Here is an 18,348-nt window from a genome sequence, read left to right on the forward strand (position 1 = left end):
TTGTATCGACACATTCTTTTGCAGACTTTGCATCGACACACTCTTTTTTGAACTTTGTATCCACACACTCTTTTTCGGACTTTTATTCTTTTTCTTTTTTGTCCATGAGGTATTCCGAAATGGAACTTCTTCTAAAACGCCTGGACCGGATGAGAATATACCTTCCTCCCATCAACGAAGGAAGGCTCAAAATGCTCGCCGTCTTCACCATGTTGATCGATCATGTGACCTACTCATTTCTGGAGAAGGCCTACGATGCCAACGGGCAGCTTCTGTCATTTTCCTTAGAGAACGGCAGAATGCTGGACCACATTGGAAGAATGATCGGACGTCAGGCCTTTCCCATTTTCTGCTTTTTCCTTGTGGTGGGTTTTCGAAAGACGCACAGCAGGGCCGGCTACCTTGCGCGGCTTCTGATCTTTTCAGCCCTGTCCCAGTTTCCTTTCCAGAAATGTATTTTTCCGGGCACGGATGTCTTCCATGCCAGTGTCATGGTCACTTTGACTCTGGGGATGCTGCTCATCTGGGTGATCGATTCAGCGGACAAGGCCTTTCTGCCCCATGAGGAAGACCGGTCCCGGGATAATCCTTTCGGGATCCTGATTTTCCTCGCGGTCTCAGCCGGAGCTGTCTTCGGCTTCTGCAGGCTGGCGGTCTTTCTGCACAGTGACTACAGCTACGGCGGTGTCATCCTGATCCTGCTGATGTATCTGCTGAGGAAATACAGAATTCTTTCGTTGTTCATTTCATGGATGTGGCTGTCGTGGTATAATCGGTTTGAGATGTACGCCGCGCCTGCTTTTTTCCTCCTCGCCTGCTATAACGGGAAGCGGGGAAGGCAGAACAAGTATTTTTATTATGTTTTTTATCCGGCACATCTGCTGTTGATCTGGCTTGTGCGCAGACACTTTTTCGGAATGTAAAATGAACGGGATTCAGAATTAATCCTTCCGCAGCTTTTAGTGCTTTGCGAGTGTCCATTATTGCGGGTGCTTAAAATCATGCATGTCTACTCTTATGGACGCAGTATAGTCGTAATTGTACGCCGGCCTTGAAGCAGGAAAGTTCAGGCAGAGCGGAAGAACCATGGAATTACCGGGATATAGAAGCAGAATAAGGAGGAGACCATGGAACTTCAGTTTATAGGAGCCGCCCACGAGGTTACCGGGAGCTGTCATTTTCTTCAGGTGGGAAATAAAAAGATCCTGGTCGACTGTGGAATGCGGCAGGGAGCGTTGAAGTTTGAAAATGTATCCCTGCCTGTCGACGCATCAAAAATTGACTTTGTGATCCTGACCCATGCCCATATCGACCACTCAGGCCTGCTTCCAAAGCTCTGGAAAGAAGGCTTCCGCGGCCAGATCCTGGGCACCCAGGCCACTGTGAGCCTGTGCGATATCATGCTCCGTGACTCCGCCCATATCCAGACGATGGAGGCGGAGTGGCGCAAAAAGAAGGGGAAGAGAGGGGTGAATGAGGACAAGTTTGAACCTCTCTATACCATGGAGGATGCCCTGGGTGTGATCCGCCTGCTTTCCCCCTACAGCTATGACAAGATCTATACCATCTGTGACGGTGTCCGCGTGAGATTTACCGACATCGGGCACCTCCTGGGATCGGCCAGTGTGGAGCTCTGGCTCACCGAGGGGCGCACGGAAAAAAAGATCGTCTTTTCAGGAGACATAGGAAACAAGGACCAGCCCCTGCTCAAGGATCCCGCCCTCACGGAGGAAGCGGACTATGTCGTGATGGAGTCGACCTACGGCGACCGCCTGCATGACAAGGATGTGGGCTATCCCGTCGAGGAGCTGGCACAGATCCTGAAAGAGACTTTCGACCGGGGCGGGAATGTCGTGATCCCTTCCTTTGCTGTCGGCAGGACCCAGGTCATGCTCTTTTACCTGCGTCAGATCAAGCAGAACGATATGGTTCCGGAGTATAAGAACTTCCCGGTCTATGTGGACAGTCCGCTCGCCGTCGATGCTACGGAGATCTTTCTGGAAAATGAAGAGAGCTGTTTTGACGAGGAAGCTCTCGCCCTTATTCACCAGGGGATCAATCCCATCACCTTCTCCGGCCTGAAGCTGACGATCTCGACCGATGAGTCCAAGGCGATCCTCGATGACTATGAGCCGAAGGTCATCATCAGTGCCTCCGGCATGTGCGACGCGGGCCGGATCAAGCACCACCTCAAGCACAACCTCTGGCGGCCTGAGTGCACGGTCCTGTTCGTGGGCTACCAGTCTGCGGGATCCCCCGGACGCCGCATCCTGGAAGGAGCCGAAGAGATCAAGATCTTTGGCGAGCCGGTGGCTGTCAGAGCGGAGATCAAGAGCATCAATACCCTTTCCGGCCATGCGGACAGGGAAGGCCTGCTCGAATGGATCACAGGATTTAAGGAGAAGCCGCGCCAGGTTTTCGTCGTCCACGGCGACGACGAGGTGGCGACCGGATTTGCCATGGACCTCTCCGAGAAGGGATATTCCGCCATGGCGCCTTTCAGCGGAACCCGGTTCGACCTGGCGACGGGCAAGTTTATCGAGATCACAAAGGGAATCCCGATCACAAAGACTGCAAAGGCCCGCATTGTTTCGGAATCCTACACGAAGCTCAAACTCACAACAAAGCGCCTGCAGGAGCTGGTCGACGCCAGTACCGGCCTTCCCAACAAGGATCTGGACAAATTTACCGCGGAGCTTGAGAAGCTTCTTTCAAAATACAAGGTGTGAGCAGAATCTAAGATGTGAGCAGAATCTAAGATGTGAGCAGAACAGAAGGTTTGGGCAGAATACAGGAAATGGGCAGAATACAGGATATGAGCAAAGCGCAGGTTGCGGGGAAAACAGAGAGGACAGGCATATGAATCTGATCGCGGCAGTTGACAGCAACTGGGCAATAGGAAACAAGGGGCAGCTTCTGGTGAGGATTCCCAATGATCACAAGATGTTCCGGGAGGAGACTCTGGACAAGGTCGTCGTCTATGGAAGAAAGACCCTGGAGACCTTCCCGCATGCAAAACCGCTGGACAGAAGGACAAATATCATCCTGTCCGGAAACCGGGAGCTCAGGGTGCCTGGCGCACAGGTCGTCCACAGCATTGAGGAACTTCTGGAAGCGTGCGTTGCGTATCCTTCCAATGAGATCTATATCATCGGGGGCGCAAGTGTCTATGAGCAGATGCTCCCTTTTTGCGATACAGCGCATATCACAAAGGTGGACTATGCCTATGAGGCGGATGCTTTTTTCCCCAATCTGGATGAGGATCCGGACTGGGAGATCACGGCGGACAGCGATGAGCTGACTTATTTTGACCTGTCCTACCGCTTCGTAAAATACGAGAGAAAACACGTAGAGGGTATATAGTAAAGGATATATAGCAGAGGATATATTGAAGAGGATATATAGAAGAGGATATTAAGTGGAGAAAACTGGAATAAAGACTTCTTTGAAGAGGACCGGGGCGCTTCTGTCCTGCCTTCTGTTGTGCATCCTGGTGCTGGCCGGCTGCGGCCGGTCCCTTGTGATCACGACGGGTTTCAGGCACGGCGAGGTTTTCCGTCTCGGAAAGGAAAAATGCAGGATCGCGGAAATGAAGGTCTACCTCCTGGATCTGCAGAAACAGAGCGAAGCTATGTACGGTGACGCCATCTGGGAGAGCGAGGCAAAGGAGGATCTGCAGCAGGCGGTCAAGGACCAGGCCCTGGCTCAGCTGACCCGGGTAAAGGCACTCAAAAGCATGGGAGTCAGCATGAATATCATGCTCACCAATGAAGAGGAGGATCTCGCAGCAGCGGCACGGAACAAGTATTTTGCCGCCCTGTCCCAGGAGGAAAAGAAGTACATAGGACTGGATGAGAAAAAGATCCTCAAGGTATTCGAGGACTATGCTCTTGCGGAGAGAATGTGGAAGAGCTTCGGTGATTCCGCCCTTCAGGAATATGAAAAGTTTTTTGAAAAGACCCAGTGTGATCTCAACATCAAGTACTGGCAGAAGGTCAGCCTGAAAAAGATCGAAGGTGACCCTCAGGCGCCCGGTTTCATCGAGTGCTGTGAAGAGCAGTTTGCCAAGGACCGCGCTTTCCTCACTGAAGAGACTGAAGAAGACGGGGCGGAAGGCAGCACCGCAGCTGCCGCCGGGGAGTGAGAGACCAGAATGGAATTTCGGACCATTATAAAGACAGGAGCGATACTGGCCGGCACCGCCGGCCTGGTGCTCTTTCTTCTTCCTGTCTTTACCGGCAGGATCGTCAATATCGGAAATGTGACAGGGCTCATCGTCAGTTCCTGTCTTCTTTTTTATGGCATATTTCAGACCAGACTGCACACTGCCGCCGCCGGGATCTCCCGGGCAGGGCTCCCTGTAAAGTGGGCGGCTGCGGCGGGAGGTCTTTTTCTGACCTGCGTCCTGATCACGGCTGCTGTCCTGACCGCCATGATGGTGCGTGAGACATTCAGGAAACCGCCGGAGGGAGCGGCAGTCATAGTCCTCGGGTGTCAGGTTAAGGGAGACAGGCCTTCCCGCATGCTCCTTACCAGAGTGGATGCTGCCGCCGGCTGGCTGGAAAAACATCCCGGCTGTCTGTGCATTGTAAGCGGCGGAAAAGGAGAGGATGAAGAGATTTCTGAAGCTGAATGCATGCGCCGCCTGCTGACAGAACGCGGTATTGCCAAAGAGAGGATCCTTCTGGAGGACCGGTCTGTTTCGACCCAGGAAAACCTGCTCTTTTCCGCCCGGATCCTGAAAGAAAAAGGCCTGGCTCCCGGGGCGGCCATCGTGACCAGCGAATTCCATTCCTGCCGCGCGCACCTGATCGCCCGCAGTCTGGGCCTGGAGGACGGAGCCGTCCCTGCGGGGTCACCCTGGTGGCTGCTTCCCACCTTTTATGTACGTGAATTGTACGGCCTGCTCTTTCAGATCTTGACTGTACGGTAAGCAGGGGCTCTGCCTGCTGCCTGCCGGGATTGTTAGCACTCGCCAAAAATGAGTGCTAATTTTTATTGACTTTTTTCCCTGACAAGACTACAATCTTTTTTGTTTAGAAAACTGAAAAATTGCTTTCGAAACCGGAAAATGGTTTCCAGGACCGGAAATGTTTTGCCTGGAAATTATCTTCCGGAATGAAAGAAAAGCATAAAGAGAATTGAACAAGGAGGAATTTTAAAATGGCAGTAGAGAGAGGACCATTATCCATTAACAGCGAAAATATGTTTCCGATCATCAAAAAGTGGCTGTATTCGGATCATGATATCTTTTACAGGGAGCTGATTTCCAACGGTTGTGATGCCATCACGAAGCTCAAGAAGCTGGATATGATGGGGGACTATGAACTTCCTGAAGGCTATAAGGCCCGCATCGATATCGAAGTGGACCCCAGGGAAAAGACGATCAAAGTCACTGACAACGGCCTGGGTATGACTGCGGAGGAGGTCAAGGAATATATTAACAATATCGCTTTCTCCGGCGCCGAGGCATTTCTGGAAAAATACAAGGACAAGGCGACGGACGACCAGATCATCGGTCATTTCGGCCTGGGCTTCTACAGCTCCTTTATGGTGGCGGAGCTGGTCGAGATCGATACCCTGTCCTGGCAGGACGGAGCTGAGCCGGTGCACTGGGAGTGCGACGGCGGCAGCACCTATGCGATGGGCGGCGGGGACAAAAAGGAGATCGGCACGACAGTCACTCTGCACCTGTCCGAGGACTGCGTGGAGTTTTCCAATTATTACCGCGCGCAGGAAGTCATTGAGAAATACTGCTCCTTTATGCCCGTGGAGATCTATCTGTCCGAGCACGATACCAAGATGACCGAGACCATCAAAGAGTCCGAGCGCAGGCCTGAGGATGTGGTCATCGAGGTGATCGAGCCGGAGAAAAAGGCCGAGCCCGCAAAGAAGGAGGGCGAAGAGGCTGTACAGACAGAGCCTGAGGAGAAGCGCCTCAAGATCCGCCGCCGCCCGGTCCAGATCAATGACCCTCATCCGCTCTGGGCCAAGACCCCTTCGGACTGCACGGAAGAAGAGTATAAAGAGTTTTACCGCAAGGTCTTCCACGATTACAGGGAGCCCCTGTTCTGGATCCACCTCAACATGGATTATCCCTTCAACCTCAAGGGCATCCTCTACTTCCCCCGCCTGAACCTGGAGTACGAGTCCGCCGAGGGCGTCATCAAGCTCTACAACAGCCAGGTCTTCATCGCGGACAACATCAAGGAGGTCATTCCTGAATTCCTGATGCTGCTCAAGGGCGTGATCGACTGCCCCGACCTGCCGCTGAACGTCTCCAGGAGCGCTCTGCAGAACGACGGCTTCGCACAGAAGATCAGCGATTATATCTCCAGAAAGGTCGCGGAGAAGCTGGGCGGCATGTGCAAGACCGACAAGGAAAATTACGACAAATACTGGGACGACATCAGCCCCTTCGTCAAGTACGGCTGCCTGAGGGACGACAAGTTCTGTGAAAAGATGACGGACTATATCCTCTTCAAGGATCTGGACGGCAAATACCACACCCTGCCCGAGGCGCTGGAGATCAACGCGAAGGATACCGGCGATGAAGCCTCTGAGACCGCTCAGGACGAAGAAGGAAAGGCCGTTGAGGCCGAGGTGGTCTCCGACGGAGACATTGCCGATGCCGCCTCCGGTTCAGAAGGTGCCGGGGACAAGGAAGAAGAGGAAGAGGAGCCGAAGGACCGCACGATCTACTACGTGACCGATCCCGAACACCAGAGCCAGTATGTCCGCATGTTCCGTGATAACGGCATGCAGGCCTTCGTCCTGGAGCACACCATCGACCAGCCCTTCATCGCCCAGCTCGAAGCAAAGAACGAGGGCATCCATTTTACCAGGATCGACGCGGACATCCAGGATGCGCTCCGCGCGGATACAGAAGCCGAAAAAGATGAAGAAAAGGCCAAAGAGGACGGAGAGAAGATCACAAAGATCGTACAGAAGGCTCTGGAGGATGACAAGCTCACTGTGAAGCTGGAGACCCTCAAGGATCCCGCTGTCTCCTCCATGCTCATCGTGGACGAGCAGACACGCCGCATGAACGACATGATGAAGATGTATGCCGCCAGCGGCATGGGTTCTGAAATGGGCTTCGGCATCGGCGGTATTGGAAGAGAAGGCCGCACCCTGGTCCTCAACGCGGCGCACCCCCTGGTCAAGTATGTCCTGTCCCATGAAGAGGGTGACAACACAAAGATGATCTGCGAACAGCTCTATGACCTCGCCCTCCTGCAGAATGAACCTCTCACCGGCGACGGGATGACCAGGTTTGTTGCCCGCTCCAACGAGATCCTCATGCTTCTGACAAAAGAGCAGTAAAAAATATTCCGGCGTATAATATCGCATTGCACTTTGTTTTCTCAAGTGCGGTTTACTGCTGTATTATAGACATATAGATCTCTGCAGGATATCTGTATATTCAGAATAAAAGGAGGAACGCAAAATGGCAAAAGTGGATATCGAAGGAAAAAGCCTGGAAGAGCGCATGCAGATGGCAGGCGACATCGCGATGAATTATTTCAGACAGGGACTGAACTGCACGGAATGCGTGATGCGGGCATTTATGGATATGCATGATACAGGACTTCCGGAGGAAGTGATCTGCATGGGCACCGGTTTCGGCGGCGGGATCGGACATACCAAGAACATCTGCGGAGCGATCACGGGCGCCTGCATGGCAGTCGGGATGGTCAAGGGCCGCAGAGATCCCTTTGAAAAAGAGGAAATGAAAGACCGCGTCAAACAGCTTCAGGGAGAGATCTATCCTGTTTTCGGCGGACTGGTGGAAGAGATCCAGGACAAGTACGGCACACTGATCTGCCGTGAGCTTTCCGACCCCTTCGGGGATTTTAACGGAAAGGAAAGAAAGAGAAACTGCAAACAGATGATCGGATACTGCGCTTCACTGGCAGAAAAATACGCATTTCAGTAATTGCCCTGAAAGATCTGCTTTCGGCATAGAATGGCTGTTACAGTATATTCAGACCCTCTCGAAATTTGAAATAACAGGCGTTTTTGCGCGGCTTACAGCGCAAAAACGCCTGTGGAACAAATGGCCGGGAACAGCCGGGAATGGTAAAGAGTCAAACCGGATGTCTCGGCGCTTTTTATTGTTTATTTTTTTTCAATATCACCTTGAGTCACTTTGATGACAATTTCTGAAATGTTGAGAATGAGATGAAGTCTGCAAAGCATGCTATCCTTTTTATGGGATTTATAAGTATGTTTACACGGAGGACGGCAAAACACTTATTCCGGGCCTGCCATATCTGACATTTTCGTGCATCTGCTGCAGCGTTTTTCCTGCCTTTTTTTACTGCAGCACCTGTTATCTGCACCTGTTGTGCGGTATTGATGGTGTTGCTTTGCTTCAGACGATGCAGAGAAAGTCAGTCTGGCAGGCTCATGTTATAGTTCGGACTGTCTCGAAATTCGAGGCCTTATTGTGTGCGTGGTCTACAACGCAAAATCCGAGTGGAGCAGGTTCATTCGGCTGCACCCTCATTTAGCCCCGGGAGTGATTTCGGGAGGCCTGCGGTAACACAGAGTCCCATCAAAAATAAAAGTGTGTTATAATTCCCCTTGACGGACTTTGGCCGTACCGGTCCGGAAAGGGGAATTGTTATTGTGATGAGAGATTTTTACACAAAAGAAAACATGCAGGGCGAGGCTTTTCATGTACCGGATGCCGGGCTGGCCTTTGAGCCTTCGGAGCTGGCCTTTGAGATGGAAACCGGAACCGGCCGGGAAGGGGTGATCCGCGTGAGGCACAAGGCGGGAAAACCCTCCCGGGGATATGTATATTCTTCCGGACCCTGCATGCGGGCTATGCGTGAGCAGTTTGCCCCCGGAGCGGACGGAACCGGCTTTATACGCTGGCAGTTTGATGCCAGGGGGATCGCGCCGGGCAGGACTGTCCGCGGTTTCTTTCGTGTGATTTCTCCTTTCGGCGAATACAGGATCCCCTATTGCGCGGAGATTTCCGGAAAGGGAGAACTGCTGCGCAAAAAGGAACCCGGGATCTGGGACAAAGACATTCCGGAAAAAGACCCGGCCCGCCTGGAAATATTATCAAAGGAGCAGTTTGCGGCCCTTGCCGGGAAGGATCCGATGAAGGCTGCAGGCTTTTTTTACAGCGGCAGGTTTGAGAATATCCTGACAACGGAGGAGGACAGGACGCTGTACAGAGGCCTCTCCATGAAGGAGGGGAATCTGCAGAATATGGAAGAATTCCTCATCGCCGCCTGCGGGATGGAAAAGACAATTTACGAACCCGCAGTGGAAACCCTGGTCCTGCAGGTGCAGGGCAGGGCCGGCAGGACGGAAGGACGCATGGCCGGGACCCGGGCGGAGCGGGCGCTGGAAGCCCACCGGCAGAGAGTGCGCAGCAGTGGACTGGGCGGGGCGCCTGCGCAGCGCAAAGCCCCCGCGCAGGAGGACCTGGTCTACATGAATCTCGGGATCAGAAAGATCGGATCGGGATTCTCTGAACTGCAGATCAGGGCTGAGGGGAGGTTTCTTCCCACAGCTCCTTTCAGCGTGCCCCAGACAGGGAAAAAACCTGTGCAGGAGAGCAGTGCCGATACAGGTATTCCGGCAGAAAAGAAATCCAGTGCAGAGGATGTGTCCATCGCGCCTGTCCGTGAGGCAGAACCTTCGAAGGAACAGACCGGGCTTTCTGCGAGTCAGCCGGGATCTTTTGCAGGGCAGGCAGGATCTGCTGCAGGACAGGCCGGAACTTCCGTGAGTCAGGAGAGGCCTTCCGCGAGTCAGGAGAGGCCTTCCGCGAGTCAGGCAGGGCCTTTTGCGGGGCAGGCGGTATCTGCTGCCGAGACGGTTTTTACCGTCAGGATCCCTGTCAACCGCGCCGCGCTGCACGCAGGGAGAAATTTCGGGAGGATCCTGCTCAGAGGTCCCTTCAATGATGCCGAGGTCCCTGTTGAAGTGCACTGCAGTTCAAATGTCTCCCCCGTGAGACGTCGTCAGGAGAGTGAGCTCAGGCTTCTCCAGCTGCAGCTGATGCGCCTGTATACGGATTACCGCCTTGAACAGCAGTATCCCGGGGACAGGGGGCAGCACCCTGAAGACAGGCTTCTGCAGGCGGAAAAGCTGATCGAGGAGATCTCGATCCGCAGCCACAAGGATCTGGTGCCGCGTCTTTTCGTCGTCCACCTGCTGATCCTGAGAAAGCAGTATACAGAAGCAGCCCGGGTGCTCACCAGGATCGCCGCCAGATATGCGGGCCAGGATGACGCGCAGAATTTTTCCGCCCGTTTTACAGGAGAAAAAGAGGGAGCCTACTGTTACCGGCAGTATCTGTTTGCCCGCTGCCATATGGACGATGTACAGCTCCGCTCCCGGGTCGTCCGTTTCCTGCACGGAGTATACCGGCAGAACGGGGACTGGCGGATCGCCTGGATGCTGATGGACCTGTCCGAAGAGTATGCCCCCGGGACCAGTGCGCGGTGGAATTTCCTCCGGCACCAGTTTGAGAGCGGCTGTTCCAGCCCGGTGATCTGGATCGAAGCGTGGGAGATGGTGCGCCAAAACCCCCAGATCCTGCTGCCCGGCAGCAGTGTCCAGGAGCGCTGGGCCAGGGACGATTTCGGCCTCCACGTACTCTGGTACGCGGCGCGAAATTATGTCCTGACCCCGGAAGCTGCCGAGGTGATGATCACTCTCGCGGAAAAAAAGAAGATCTTTTCCAAGCTCCTGTACAGGGGGCTCTGTGCGGCTTATGAGATCTGGGACAGCGGGGAGGATACTGAGGATTCTCCGGATTCCGGGACCCGGGAGGAAAGTCCCGCAGCCGGGCCGGAATCCGGCAGCCTGATCAGGACCCGGATCCTGCGCGCGATCTGTATCCTTCTGGTGCGCAGGCAGGACATTTCCGCGCAGGCCCACAAATGGTATACCAGAGCGATTGAAAACAACGTGAGCCTGACCACGCTGGAAGAGAGCTGGCGCCAGAGCGTGCCGGCTGATGATGCGGTTTATCGGATGCCTGCCGGCAGAAACGCTGTATTAAGGACAACGGCTTCCCGCGCCGTCAGGGCTGTACTTGTCTATGACCGGTTCCGCGGCGAGCAGGTCTTTCCCATCAAGGACGGAGTGGCTTTTCTCCCTGTCTATGGGGACGCGAATACTGTTTTCCTGGAAGACGCAGCGGGAAACCGCTGCGCAAAGAGCCTGCCCTATGCGCTGGATGTGAAAGAGGACATGGAATCAGCGCTGCAGGATAACGGACAGGACATAACCCTGCTTTCTGCCCCGTCAGGACCGGCAAAACTGACGGAGAATCCTTACGCTCTTGCGCAATGGGTGGGATTTGGCAGCCGCTCCGGGATCCGTCTCAGGTACGGTCAGGAGACAATGGAGGCTGCAGGACGTCTTCTGGACAGCGGCCTGCTCACTTTCGCGGCGCATACAAAGCTCATCCTGCTGTGCCTGGAGCGATGCGGCAGGCAGAGCGGGGATGCAGGAGAACTGGTTCGTTTCTTCCTTTCCAGGGTACAGCCTATGCGCTGCAGTGAATCGGAGAGGGAGAGGCTCCTCGGGTATCTTCTGGATGCCGGGGAAAATGAGGAGGCTGTGCGCTGGCTCGGAGCATTCGGGCCTGACAAGATCAGTTCCGGCCTTCTTGCCAGGGCCTGCACGGGAGTACTCTGGGAAGGAAACGTGCAGGATGTTGTGGTCTCCTCCGCCTGGGAGGCTTTTGTGCGGGGAAACAGGGACAGTGTCCTGCTCGAAAGGCTGGCGGCGGAATTTACAGGTCTTTCGGAGGAACTCCTGGATCTGAGGAGGGCGTGTACGGAAGCCGGTCTCCCCACCAACGATCTGGAGCAGAGGATCATACGGCAGATCCTTTACAGCGGCAGCTCGGGACCTGGCGCCGCTCAGGTGATCGTCAGCGCCGCCGGGAGGCTGGGAGACGTCTTTCTGCCTGCTGTCGCCCAGTATGCGGACTACGCTTTTTCCAACGGCCTCTCCCTGGGTGTCCGCATGACGGATCTCATCGCCGGACTTCTGCTGGAGGAAGGGGACAGACCGGCGGATATCTGCCGGATCGCCTACCTGAAGGAGCTGTCCATGCGGCATGAAGAGATCACAGAGAGAGAGAAGGCAGCTGCGCAGGCATCGCTGGCGGCCCTTCTTTCCAGAGAGATCATCTTCCCTTTTTACAGGCAGTTCCCGGGATATGACGACAGGCTGGATCTCTATGCCGAGGAGACCCTTGTCCAGTATCATCCCGCTTCTCCGGACGACGGCAGGGGCAGACACATCGTCTTTCATTACGCGGCATCCCGCAGAGGAGAGGCGGGGAACTACCGCGCCCGCCCCATGAAGGAAATGTACAGAGACTTTTTTGTCTCCGGATTCGTGCTTTTTTACGGAGAGCAGATGCATTATTATATTACAGATGATGCTGCTGAGAAAAATGTGGTCCAGAGCGGGACGGTCGGGCAGGACGCCCGGATTCCGGAAAGCTGTTCCGGCCGGTTCGGCCTGATCAATGATACGACGCGGGCAGCGGCGCTGCGGGAGTACGATGAAGCGCTGGAGCTCCTGACGGGATATTACCGGAGGAGTTATCTGGAGAGTGAACTGTTCCGGAGATAACACTCTGTCCGTGGAACAGATCACCAGAGGGGGGCTCATAAGAGGCCCCCGGAACAGGATGACATCATATGATTATTTCGAAATCGCCTGCAGGCAAATACATGCTGGGGATCGACCTCACGGATGAATATTGCCAGATTTCTTATCTTTATAATAAAAAAGCCCGTTTCGGGCGCGGTTTTGTAAACGCGGCTACGGGAGGGGTGTCGCGTGAACCTGTCACTTATTCCACAGCAGCGGGACAGGAGGCCTACAATATACCGACAGCCCTCTGCAGGCTGAAGGATTCATCGGTGTGGCTCGCCGGCTATGATGCCCTGGAAGCAGACCAGGCCGGAGAGGGAACTGCGGTAAAAGACCTTTTGAAAAAAGCCCGTAAGGACGCCAATATCCTTCTGGAGGGAGAGGAATACAGCGCGGGGGCTCTGCTGGCCCTGTATCTCCGCAGATGCCTTGCCCTGCTGGAACCGGAGATCACACCTGACCTGATCGCTGCCGTCGCTTTCACAGCCCCCGATATGGATTATGAGCTTGAGCAGATCCTTGTACGCGCCTTCAGCCGCCTCGACCTGGGGCTGCAGAAGGTCATCTGCGAAAGCCACGAGGAATCTTTTTACAGCTACATGCTCATGCAGGATGCGGAGCAGCGCAGGACAGGGATGCTCCTGTGTGAATACGGCGCGGACGGCGCTGTTTCTTTTTCCACTCTCCTGTACAACCGCAGGACAAACCCTGTGGTCTACTGGACCCAGAGGCAGGACCGCAGGATCGATCCGGGTCTCCAGAAGGTCGGAAAGGACAGGGAGTTCACTCTGGCTGTTCAGGAGGTCCTCCAGCAGAACGAGGCGTCCGCCGTCTATCTGACAGGCGAGGGCTTCGAAGGAGGATGGCTGAGGGAAGGAGCAGTCTGCCTGTGCAGGGGACGCCGGGTATTTCAGGGTGAAAACCTGTTCAGCAAAGGGGCGGCCTACAGCGCCCTGCTGCATGTGGACAGGCCCTCCGAGATCCAGGACAGTGTCTTTCTCGCCGGGGATGCTCTCCGTTCAAATATCGGCATCGAGGTTGTGCTCCGCGAACAGCTGGGGTATCATGTCCTTCTGGATGCCGGCGTGAAGTGGTATAATGCGGAAGTGGAAGAGGACTTTATCCTTGAAAACGGCAAGGAGTTCAGCCTGCTCAGAACCCCCGTGACGGGAGGCGAAGCGCAGGAGCTGACTGTCCATCTGGACGGGATCCCGGACAGACCGGACAGAACGACCCGCCTGCGCGTGGTCCTGACCATGCCGGCTGCCGGCCGGCTCAGAGTCCAGATCACGGACCTGGGTTTCGGGGATATTTTTCCCACAGGAGGGGGCGTCTGGGAAGAGACCTTCGAAGTATAATACGATGGTAAAAGCAGTGTGAGAGGCATTGTGAAAAACAGTGTGAGAAGCATAGTGGAAGCAATGTAAAAAAGGGTGTAGAAAACAGATAAAAAACTGCTTACAGGAGTCTTTGTTTATGGGAAGAATCTTGACAGTGGCGGGAAAGCTCGCCGATACGCCTTACAGAATACGGAAGATCGAGCGCAGCGTGTATTCCGCGGAAGAACTGTGCTATTCCCTTGCGCAGTGCGCGGATTTTATGGACGCGGAGATCATGGATCCGGCTCTGGCGGACTGGCTGTCCGAGTCCTGCGGTCTCCACGAACTGGCCCGGCTTCTGCGCGGACAGCTGAGAGCCCACCGCACGCCAAAGGAATTTGTCGGGACGATCCTGCGCGAGTGCGCCTGCCTTCCTCCCGGTGAGAACGCAAAAGTCCTCTCGAGGATGGAAGCGGGCGGCGGAATGGAGTCCATCAATAAAGAACTTGCCAGAGCGCAGGCTCTGGCCGCCAAAGGGCACATGCGGAAAGCGCAGAACACCTATACAGAGCTGCTGGACAGGCTCCCGGATATGGAGCGCGGCACCAGGGCCCAGATCTGGAAGGAAAAAGGACTTCATTACGCGGACAGTTTCCTGTTTGAGCGGGCTGCAGACTGTTTCGGCAGGGCCTGGGAGCTTTCCCCGATGCCGGAGCATGCGTTCTGGTATGTAGCCTCTTTGTATATGTATATGGACGGGAACGAATACCGGAAGTTCCTGGAGCAGAATCCACAGTTCTACGAGAGCGCTTATCAGGTGGAACAGCGCGCCGCCAAGGCGGAGAGCCGTTACAAGTCCGGCAGCGAGAGCCGTCAGCTCCGCAGGCTCCGCCAGCTGAAAAGGGAAAAGCAGGATGAGGCCTTCTCCTCCAGGCTGGGGCACACCCTCAAGGGGATGCAGGAAGACTACAGGGCGAGAGTGACCGCATCGGTCTGACACTTTAACGACGACCAAAAGATTTACAGAAAGGAAACAGCAATGGCCACAGACAAATACATGAGCCCGCTCTCCGAGCGGTACGCGAGCAGCCAGATGCAGTACATTTTTTCACAGGACAAGAAATTCCGGACATGGAGAAAGCTCTGGATCGCCCTGGCGGAGATCGAGCAGGAGCTGGGAATTTCGATCACGGATGAACAGATCGAGGAACTGAAAGCCCATGCGGAGGACATTAATTATGAGGATGCCCGCGCCAGGGAAAAGGTAGTCCGGCACGATGTCATGAGTCATGTTTACGCCTACGGCCTGCAGTGCCCGAAGGCGAAAGGGATCATCCACCTGGGGGCGACGAGCTGCTATGTGGGCGACAACACGGATATTATCCTTATGAGGGACGCCCTGCAGCTGGTGCGCAAAAAGCTGATCAACGTCCTGGCCAAGCTTGCTGATTTCGCGGATACCTACAAAGCCCTGCCGACCCTGGGCTTCACCCATTTCCAGCCCGCGCAGCCGACCACGGTCGGCAAACGAGCCACCCTGTGGATGCAGGAATTTGAACTTGCGCTGGCAGAGGTGGAGCATGCCGCAGGCAGCCTGAGGCTTCTGGGAAGCAAGGGAACGACCGGAACGCAGGCCTCCTTCCTGGAGCTCTTTGACGGAGACCTGGACAAGGTGGACAGACTGGATCCCATGCTGGCGGAAAAAATGGGATTTGACCGCTGCTTCTCCGTCTCCGGCCAGACCTATCCCCGCCTTCTCGACACGATCGTAGTGAATGCGCTGGCCATCACAGCTTCCGCGGCTATGAAGATGGCGACGGACATCCGTATCCTCCAGCACCTCAAGGAGGTGGAGGAGCCCTTCGAGAAGACCCAGATCGGCTCTTCAGCCATGGCTTACAAGCGCAATCCCATGCGGAGTGAGCGCATCTGCTCCCTCGCCCGCTATGTGATGGTAGACGTGCTCAATCCCGCAGTGACCGCCGGCACACAGTGGTTTGAGAGGACCCTGGATGATTCCGCCAACAAGCGGATCTCTGTCCCCGAGGGCTTCCTTGCGATCGACGGCATTCTGGACCTGTGCCTCAATGTCACGGACGGTCTGAAGGTCTATCCGAAGGTTATTGAAAAGCACCTGCGCAGCGAGCTTCCTTTTATGGCGACGGAAAACATCATGATGGACGCAGTCAAGGCGGGCGGAGACCGCCAGGAGCTCCATGAGCGGATCCGGACCCTGTCCATGCAGGCAGGGCGCCGCGTCAAGGAGGAGGGACTCGACAACAACCTCCTCGAGCTGATCGCTGCGGATCCCGCCTTCGGAATGACGCTGGAGGAGCTGGAAAAGACCATGGATCCCGCGCGCTATATCGGCTGCGCCCCCCACCAGGTGGAACGCTATCTGAACGAGGTCATCCGCCCGATCCTGGATGCCAACAGCAGCCTTCTCGGCGTCGAAGCGGATATCAAGGTCTGAGGAAGCTTTCTTAATGGAATCTTTAAATGATTTTTAAAAGGTCCTACAGACGGACTGTAAATGATCTGTAAAAAGGTCCTTTAGATAATCTGTAAATGATCCATAAAAAGGTCCTTTAAATGATCTGAAAATGATTCTTTAAAGGACCTGAAAATGATCTGGAAGGAGAATAGATGGACAGAGAAAAAACAGGGACAGGCTCACCTGCCGTTTCTCCCCTGCAGCGGATCGCGGCGATAGCAGCGATCGTACTGCTTGTCGGTATGTACATTGTCACCTTTGTGCTGGCGGTCCTGGGTGATGAGAGGAGTACTCGGCTCCTGCGCTTTTGCTTTGGCATGACGATCTTTGTCCCTATTTTCCTGTGGGTCGTGATCTGGTGCGTCGGTTTCCTGCGGCACAAAAAAAGTATAGCCAGCCTTGACCTCCTCAATTCAAATCCTGAGGAGAGGAGAAAGATGGAGGAAGCTGTCGCGAAGGAGATGGATAAGGGTCAGGAAGGAGTCAGCTCCGGAACTTCCCGGAACGTAAACAATAAAGAAGGGACGTAAAACCCGGGGCTGAAAAACCGCTGCAGTACACGCCCTATCGAGGGCGTGTACTGCAGCTTGCGAAAATCCCATTCCAAATCGCTTCGCGATGGGATTTTCGCCGTAAAACTCGGGTTTTTCGCGAAAAAGCCGCGAAAAACACCTCGAGTTTCGAGGGAGTCTGTACTGTAACAAAAACCCTTAAAAAACCCGGAAAAGGTTATTGACATTCTTTTTCAGCGATGTTAGTATACCCTTTGTGCCGGGAGGCATTTGCATACAATCAAGCAGAGCTACACTCTCACCCAGCGGCTGAGGCTTCTGGTGTTCATAGATGTCGGTTAACGCAGGGAACTGCCCGATGGCGGGAACGCACGATTAAGGTGTGTGTCCGGGCCTGGCGGCGCGGATCTGCGGAAGAGACCGGCTGTATGGTTGGGACAGTGGAGCTATGCGCCACTGTTTTTTGTTGCGCAGACACATTGCGCGGAGGTTATGAAGATAAATAATAGAGACAGAGACAGAGACGATTTGTTTATTAATGAGAGGATCCGCGACAGAGAAGTCCGCGTGATTTCCGCCAGCGGAGAACAGCTTGGGATCATGTCCTCAAGAGATGCTCTTAAGCTTGCAGAGGAAGCGAACCTTGACCTGGTCAAGATCTCACCGAATGCGAAACCTCCCGTATGCAAGATTATTGATTACGGTAAATACAAGTACGAAAAGACCCGCCGGGAAAAGGATGCCAAGCGCAAGCAGCATACTGTGGAGATCAAGGAGATCCGCCTTTCTCCCAATATCGATACCAATGACCTGGCGACAAAGGTCAATGCGGCAAGAAAGTTCCTGACAAAGGGAAACCGGGTGAAGATCACACTCAGATTCCGCGGACGCGAGATGGCGCACATGAATTCCAGTGCCCATATCCTCTCTGATTTTGCCGACGCGCTGACAGACTGCGCGACCGTAGAGAAGGCACCCCGCGTTGAGGGAAGATCCATGACCATGTTTTTAGCTGAAAAGCGCTGAACCGCTTAAGCTGCGGTCCCCCGTTTTGGAAGAACAGTTAAGATATTCAGGAATCGCTGCAGCTGATTTTTCTGCATGCACCAGAAGAAGAATAGCAGTATCTGTAGCAAGCGTGCACATAAGCTAAGGAGGAAAGACTATGCCTAAAATGAAGACTAAGAGAGCCGCTGCAAAGCGTTTCAAAACTACCGGCACCGGCCTGATCAAGAGATTTAAAGCCTATAAGCGTCACATCCTGACCAAGAAGTCCACAAAGAGGAAGAGAACTCTTCGTCAGTCCACAATTCTCGATCAGACAAACGTCAAGAACATGAAGAAGGTTATGCCTTATCTTTGATCCAGTGAC

At 54.4% G+C, this 18,348-nt stretch carries 14 protein-coding genes; all 14 read left to right on the top strand.

Translation table 11 applies throughout. The features are described from left to right. Positions 1-119 precede the first annotated feature (119 nt). The 14 genes from BLT02_RS04915 (at position 120) to rpmI (ending at position 18,339) form a co-directional block, all read left to right on the top strand. Positions 120-923: a TraX family protein gene (locus tag BLT02_RS04915; RefSeq protein WP_175453693.1), complete on the top strand. Its 804-nt coding sequence runs from the start codon at positions 120-122 to the stop codon at positions 921-923. A gap of 204 nt (positions 924-1,127) precedes the next feature. Continuing rightward, the gene (locus BLT02_RS04920) at positions 1,128-2,729 is read left to right on the top strand and encodes an MBL fold metallo-hydrolase RNA specificity domain-containing protein (protein WP_092992160.1); all 1,602 of its coding nucleotides are present in this window, start codon (positions 1,128-1,130) and stop codon (positions 2,727-2,729) included. A gap of 130 nt (positions 2,730-2,859) precedes the next feature. Beyond that, a complete protein-coding gene (locus tag BLT02_RS04925) occupies positions 2,860-3,363 on the top strand; it encodes a dihydrofolate reductase (RefSeq protein WP_092992162.1) in 504 nt (167 codons plus the stop codon). A 55-nt stretch (positions 3,364-3,418) separates the two neighbouring features. Next, complete coding sequence (locus BLT02_RS04930) at positions 3,419-4,144, top strand: hypothetical protein (protein WP_092992164.1); 726 nt, start codon at positions 3,419-3,421, stop codon at positions 4,142-4,144. A gap of 9 nt (positions 4,145-4,153) precedes the next feature. Further along, complete coding sequence (locus tag BLT02_RS04935; protein WP_092992166.1) at positions 4,154-4,933, top strand: YdcF family protein; 780 nt, start codon at positions 4,154-4,156, stop codon at positions 4,931-4,933. A 230-nt stretch (positions 4,934-5,163) separates the two neighbouring features. Further along, a complete protein-coding gene (gene htpG / locus BLT02_RS04940; RefSeq protein ID WP_092992168.1) occupies positions 5,164-7,326 on the top strand; it encodes a molecular chaperone HtpG in 2,163 nt (720 codons plus the stop codon). Positions 7,327-7,450: 124 nt separating this feature from the next. Continuing rightward, a complete protein-coding gene (locus tag BLT02_RS04945; RefSeq protein WP_092992170.1) occupies positions 7,451-7,939 on the top strand; it encodes a C-GCAxxG-C-C family protein in 489 nt (162 codons plus the stop codon). A gap of 698 nt (positions 7,940-8,637) precedes the next feature. Further along, on the top strand, positions 8,638-12,627 hold the full coding sequence (locus BLT02_RS04950) for a DUF5717 family protein (protein ID WP_092992172.1): 3,990 nt from the start codon (positions 8,638-8,640) through the stop codon (positions 12,625-12,627). 68 nt (positions 12,628-12,695) lie between these two features. Next, on the top strand, positions 12,696-14,009 hold the full coding sequence (locus tag BLT02_RS04955; protein WP_139187418.1) for a DUF5716 family protein: 1,314 nt from the start codon (positions 12,696-12,698) through the stop codon (positions 14,007-14,009). Positions 14,010-14,127: 118 nt separating this feature from the next. Further along, complete coding sequence (locus BLT02_RS04960) at positions 14,128-14,967, top strand: hypothetical protein (protein ID WP_092992176.1); 840 nt, start codon at positions 14,128-14,130, stop codon at positions 14,965-14,967. A 42-nt stretch (positions 14,968-15,009) separates the two neighbouring features. After that, complete coding sequence (gene purB, locus BLT02_RS04965) at positions 15,010-16,443, top strand: adenylosuccinate lyase (RefSeq protein WP_092992178.1); 1,434 nt, start codon at positions 15,010-15,012, stop codon at positions 16,441-16,443. A 173-nt stretch (positions 16,444-16,616) separates the two neighbouring features. After that, positions 16,617-16,994 carry a hypothetical protein gene (locus tag BLT02_RS04970; protein WP_092992180.1) on the top strand — a complete coding sequence of 126 codons (378 nt, stop codon included), beginning with the start codon at positions 16,617-16,619 and terminating at the stop codon, positions 16,992-16,994. Between the two features lie 474 nt (positions 16,995-17,468). Further along, complete coding sequence (gene infC, locus BLT02_RS04975; RefSeq protein ID WP_092992182.1) at positions 17,469-18,002, top strand: translation initiation factor IF-3; 534 nt, start codon at positions 17,469-17,471, stop codon at positions 18,000-18,002. A 139-nt stretch (positions 18,003-18,141) separates the two neighbouring features. After that, positions 18,142-18,339, top strand: a complete 198-nt coding sequence (rpmI, locus tag BLT02_RS04980) for a 50S ribosomal protein L35 (RefSeq protein ID WP_092992184.1) — start codon at positions 18,142-18,144, stop codon at positions 18,337-18,339. Positions 18,340-18,348 lie beyond the last annotated feature (9 nt).

The sequence above is a fragment of the Sarcina sp. DSM 11001 genome (assembly GCF_900101015.1).
Lineage (GTDB): Bacteria > Bacillota > Clostridia > Lachnospirales > Lachnospiraceae > CAG-791.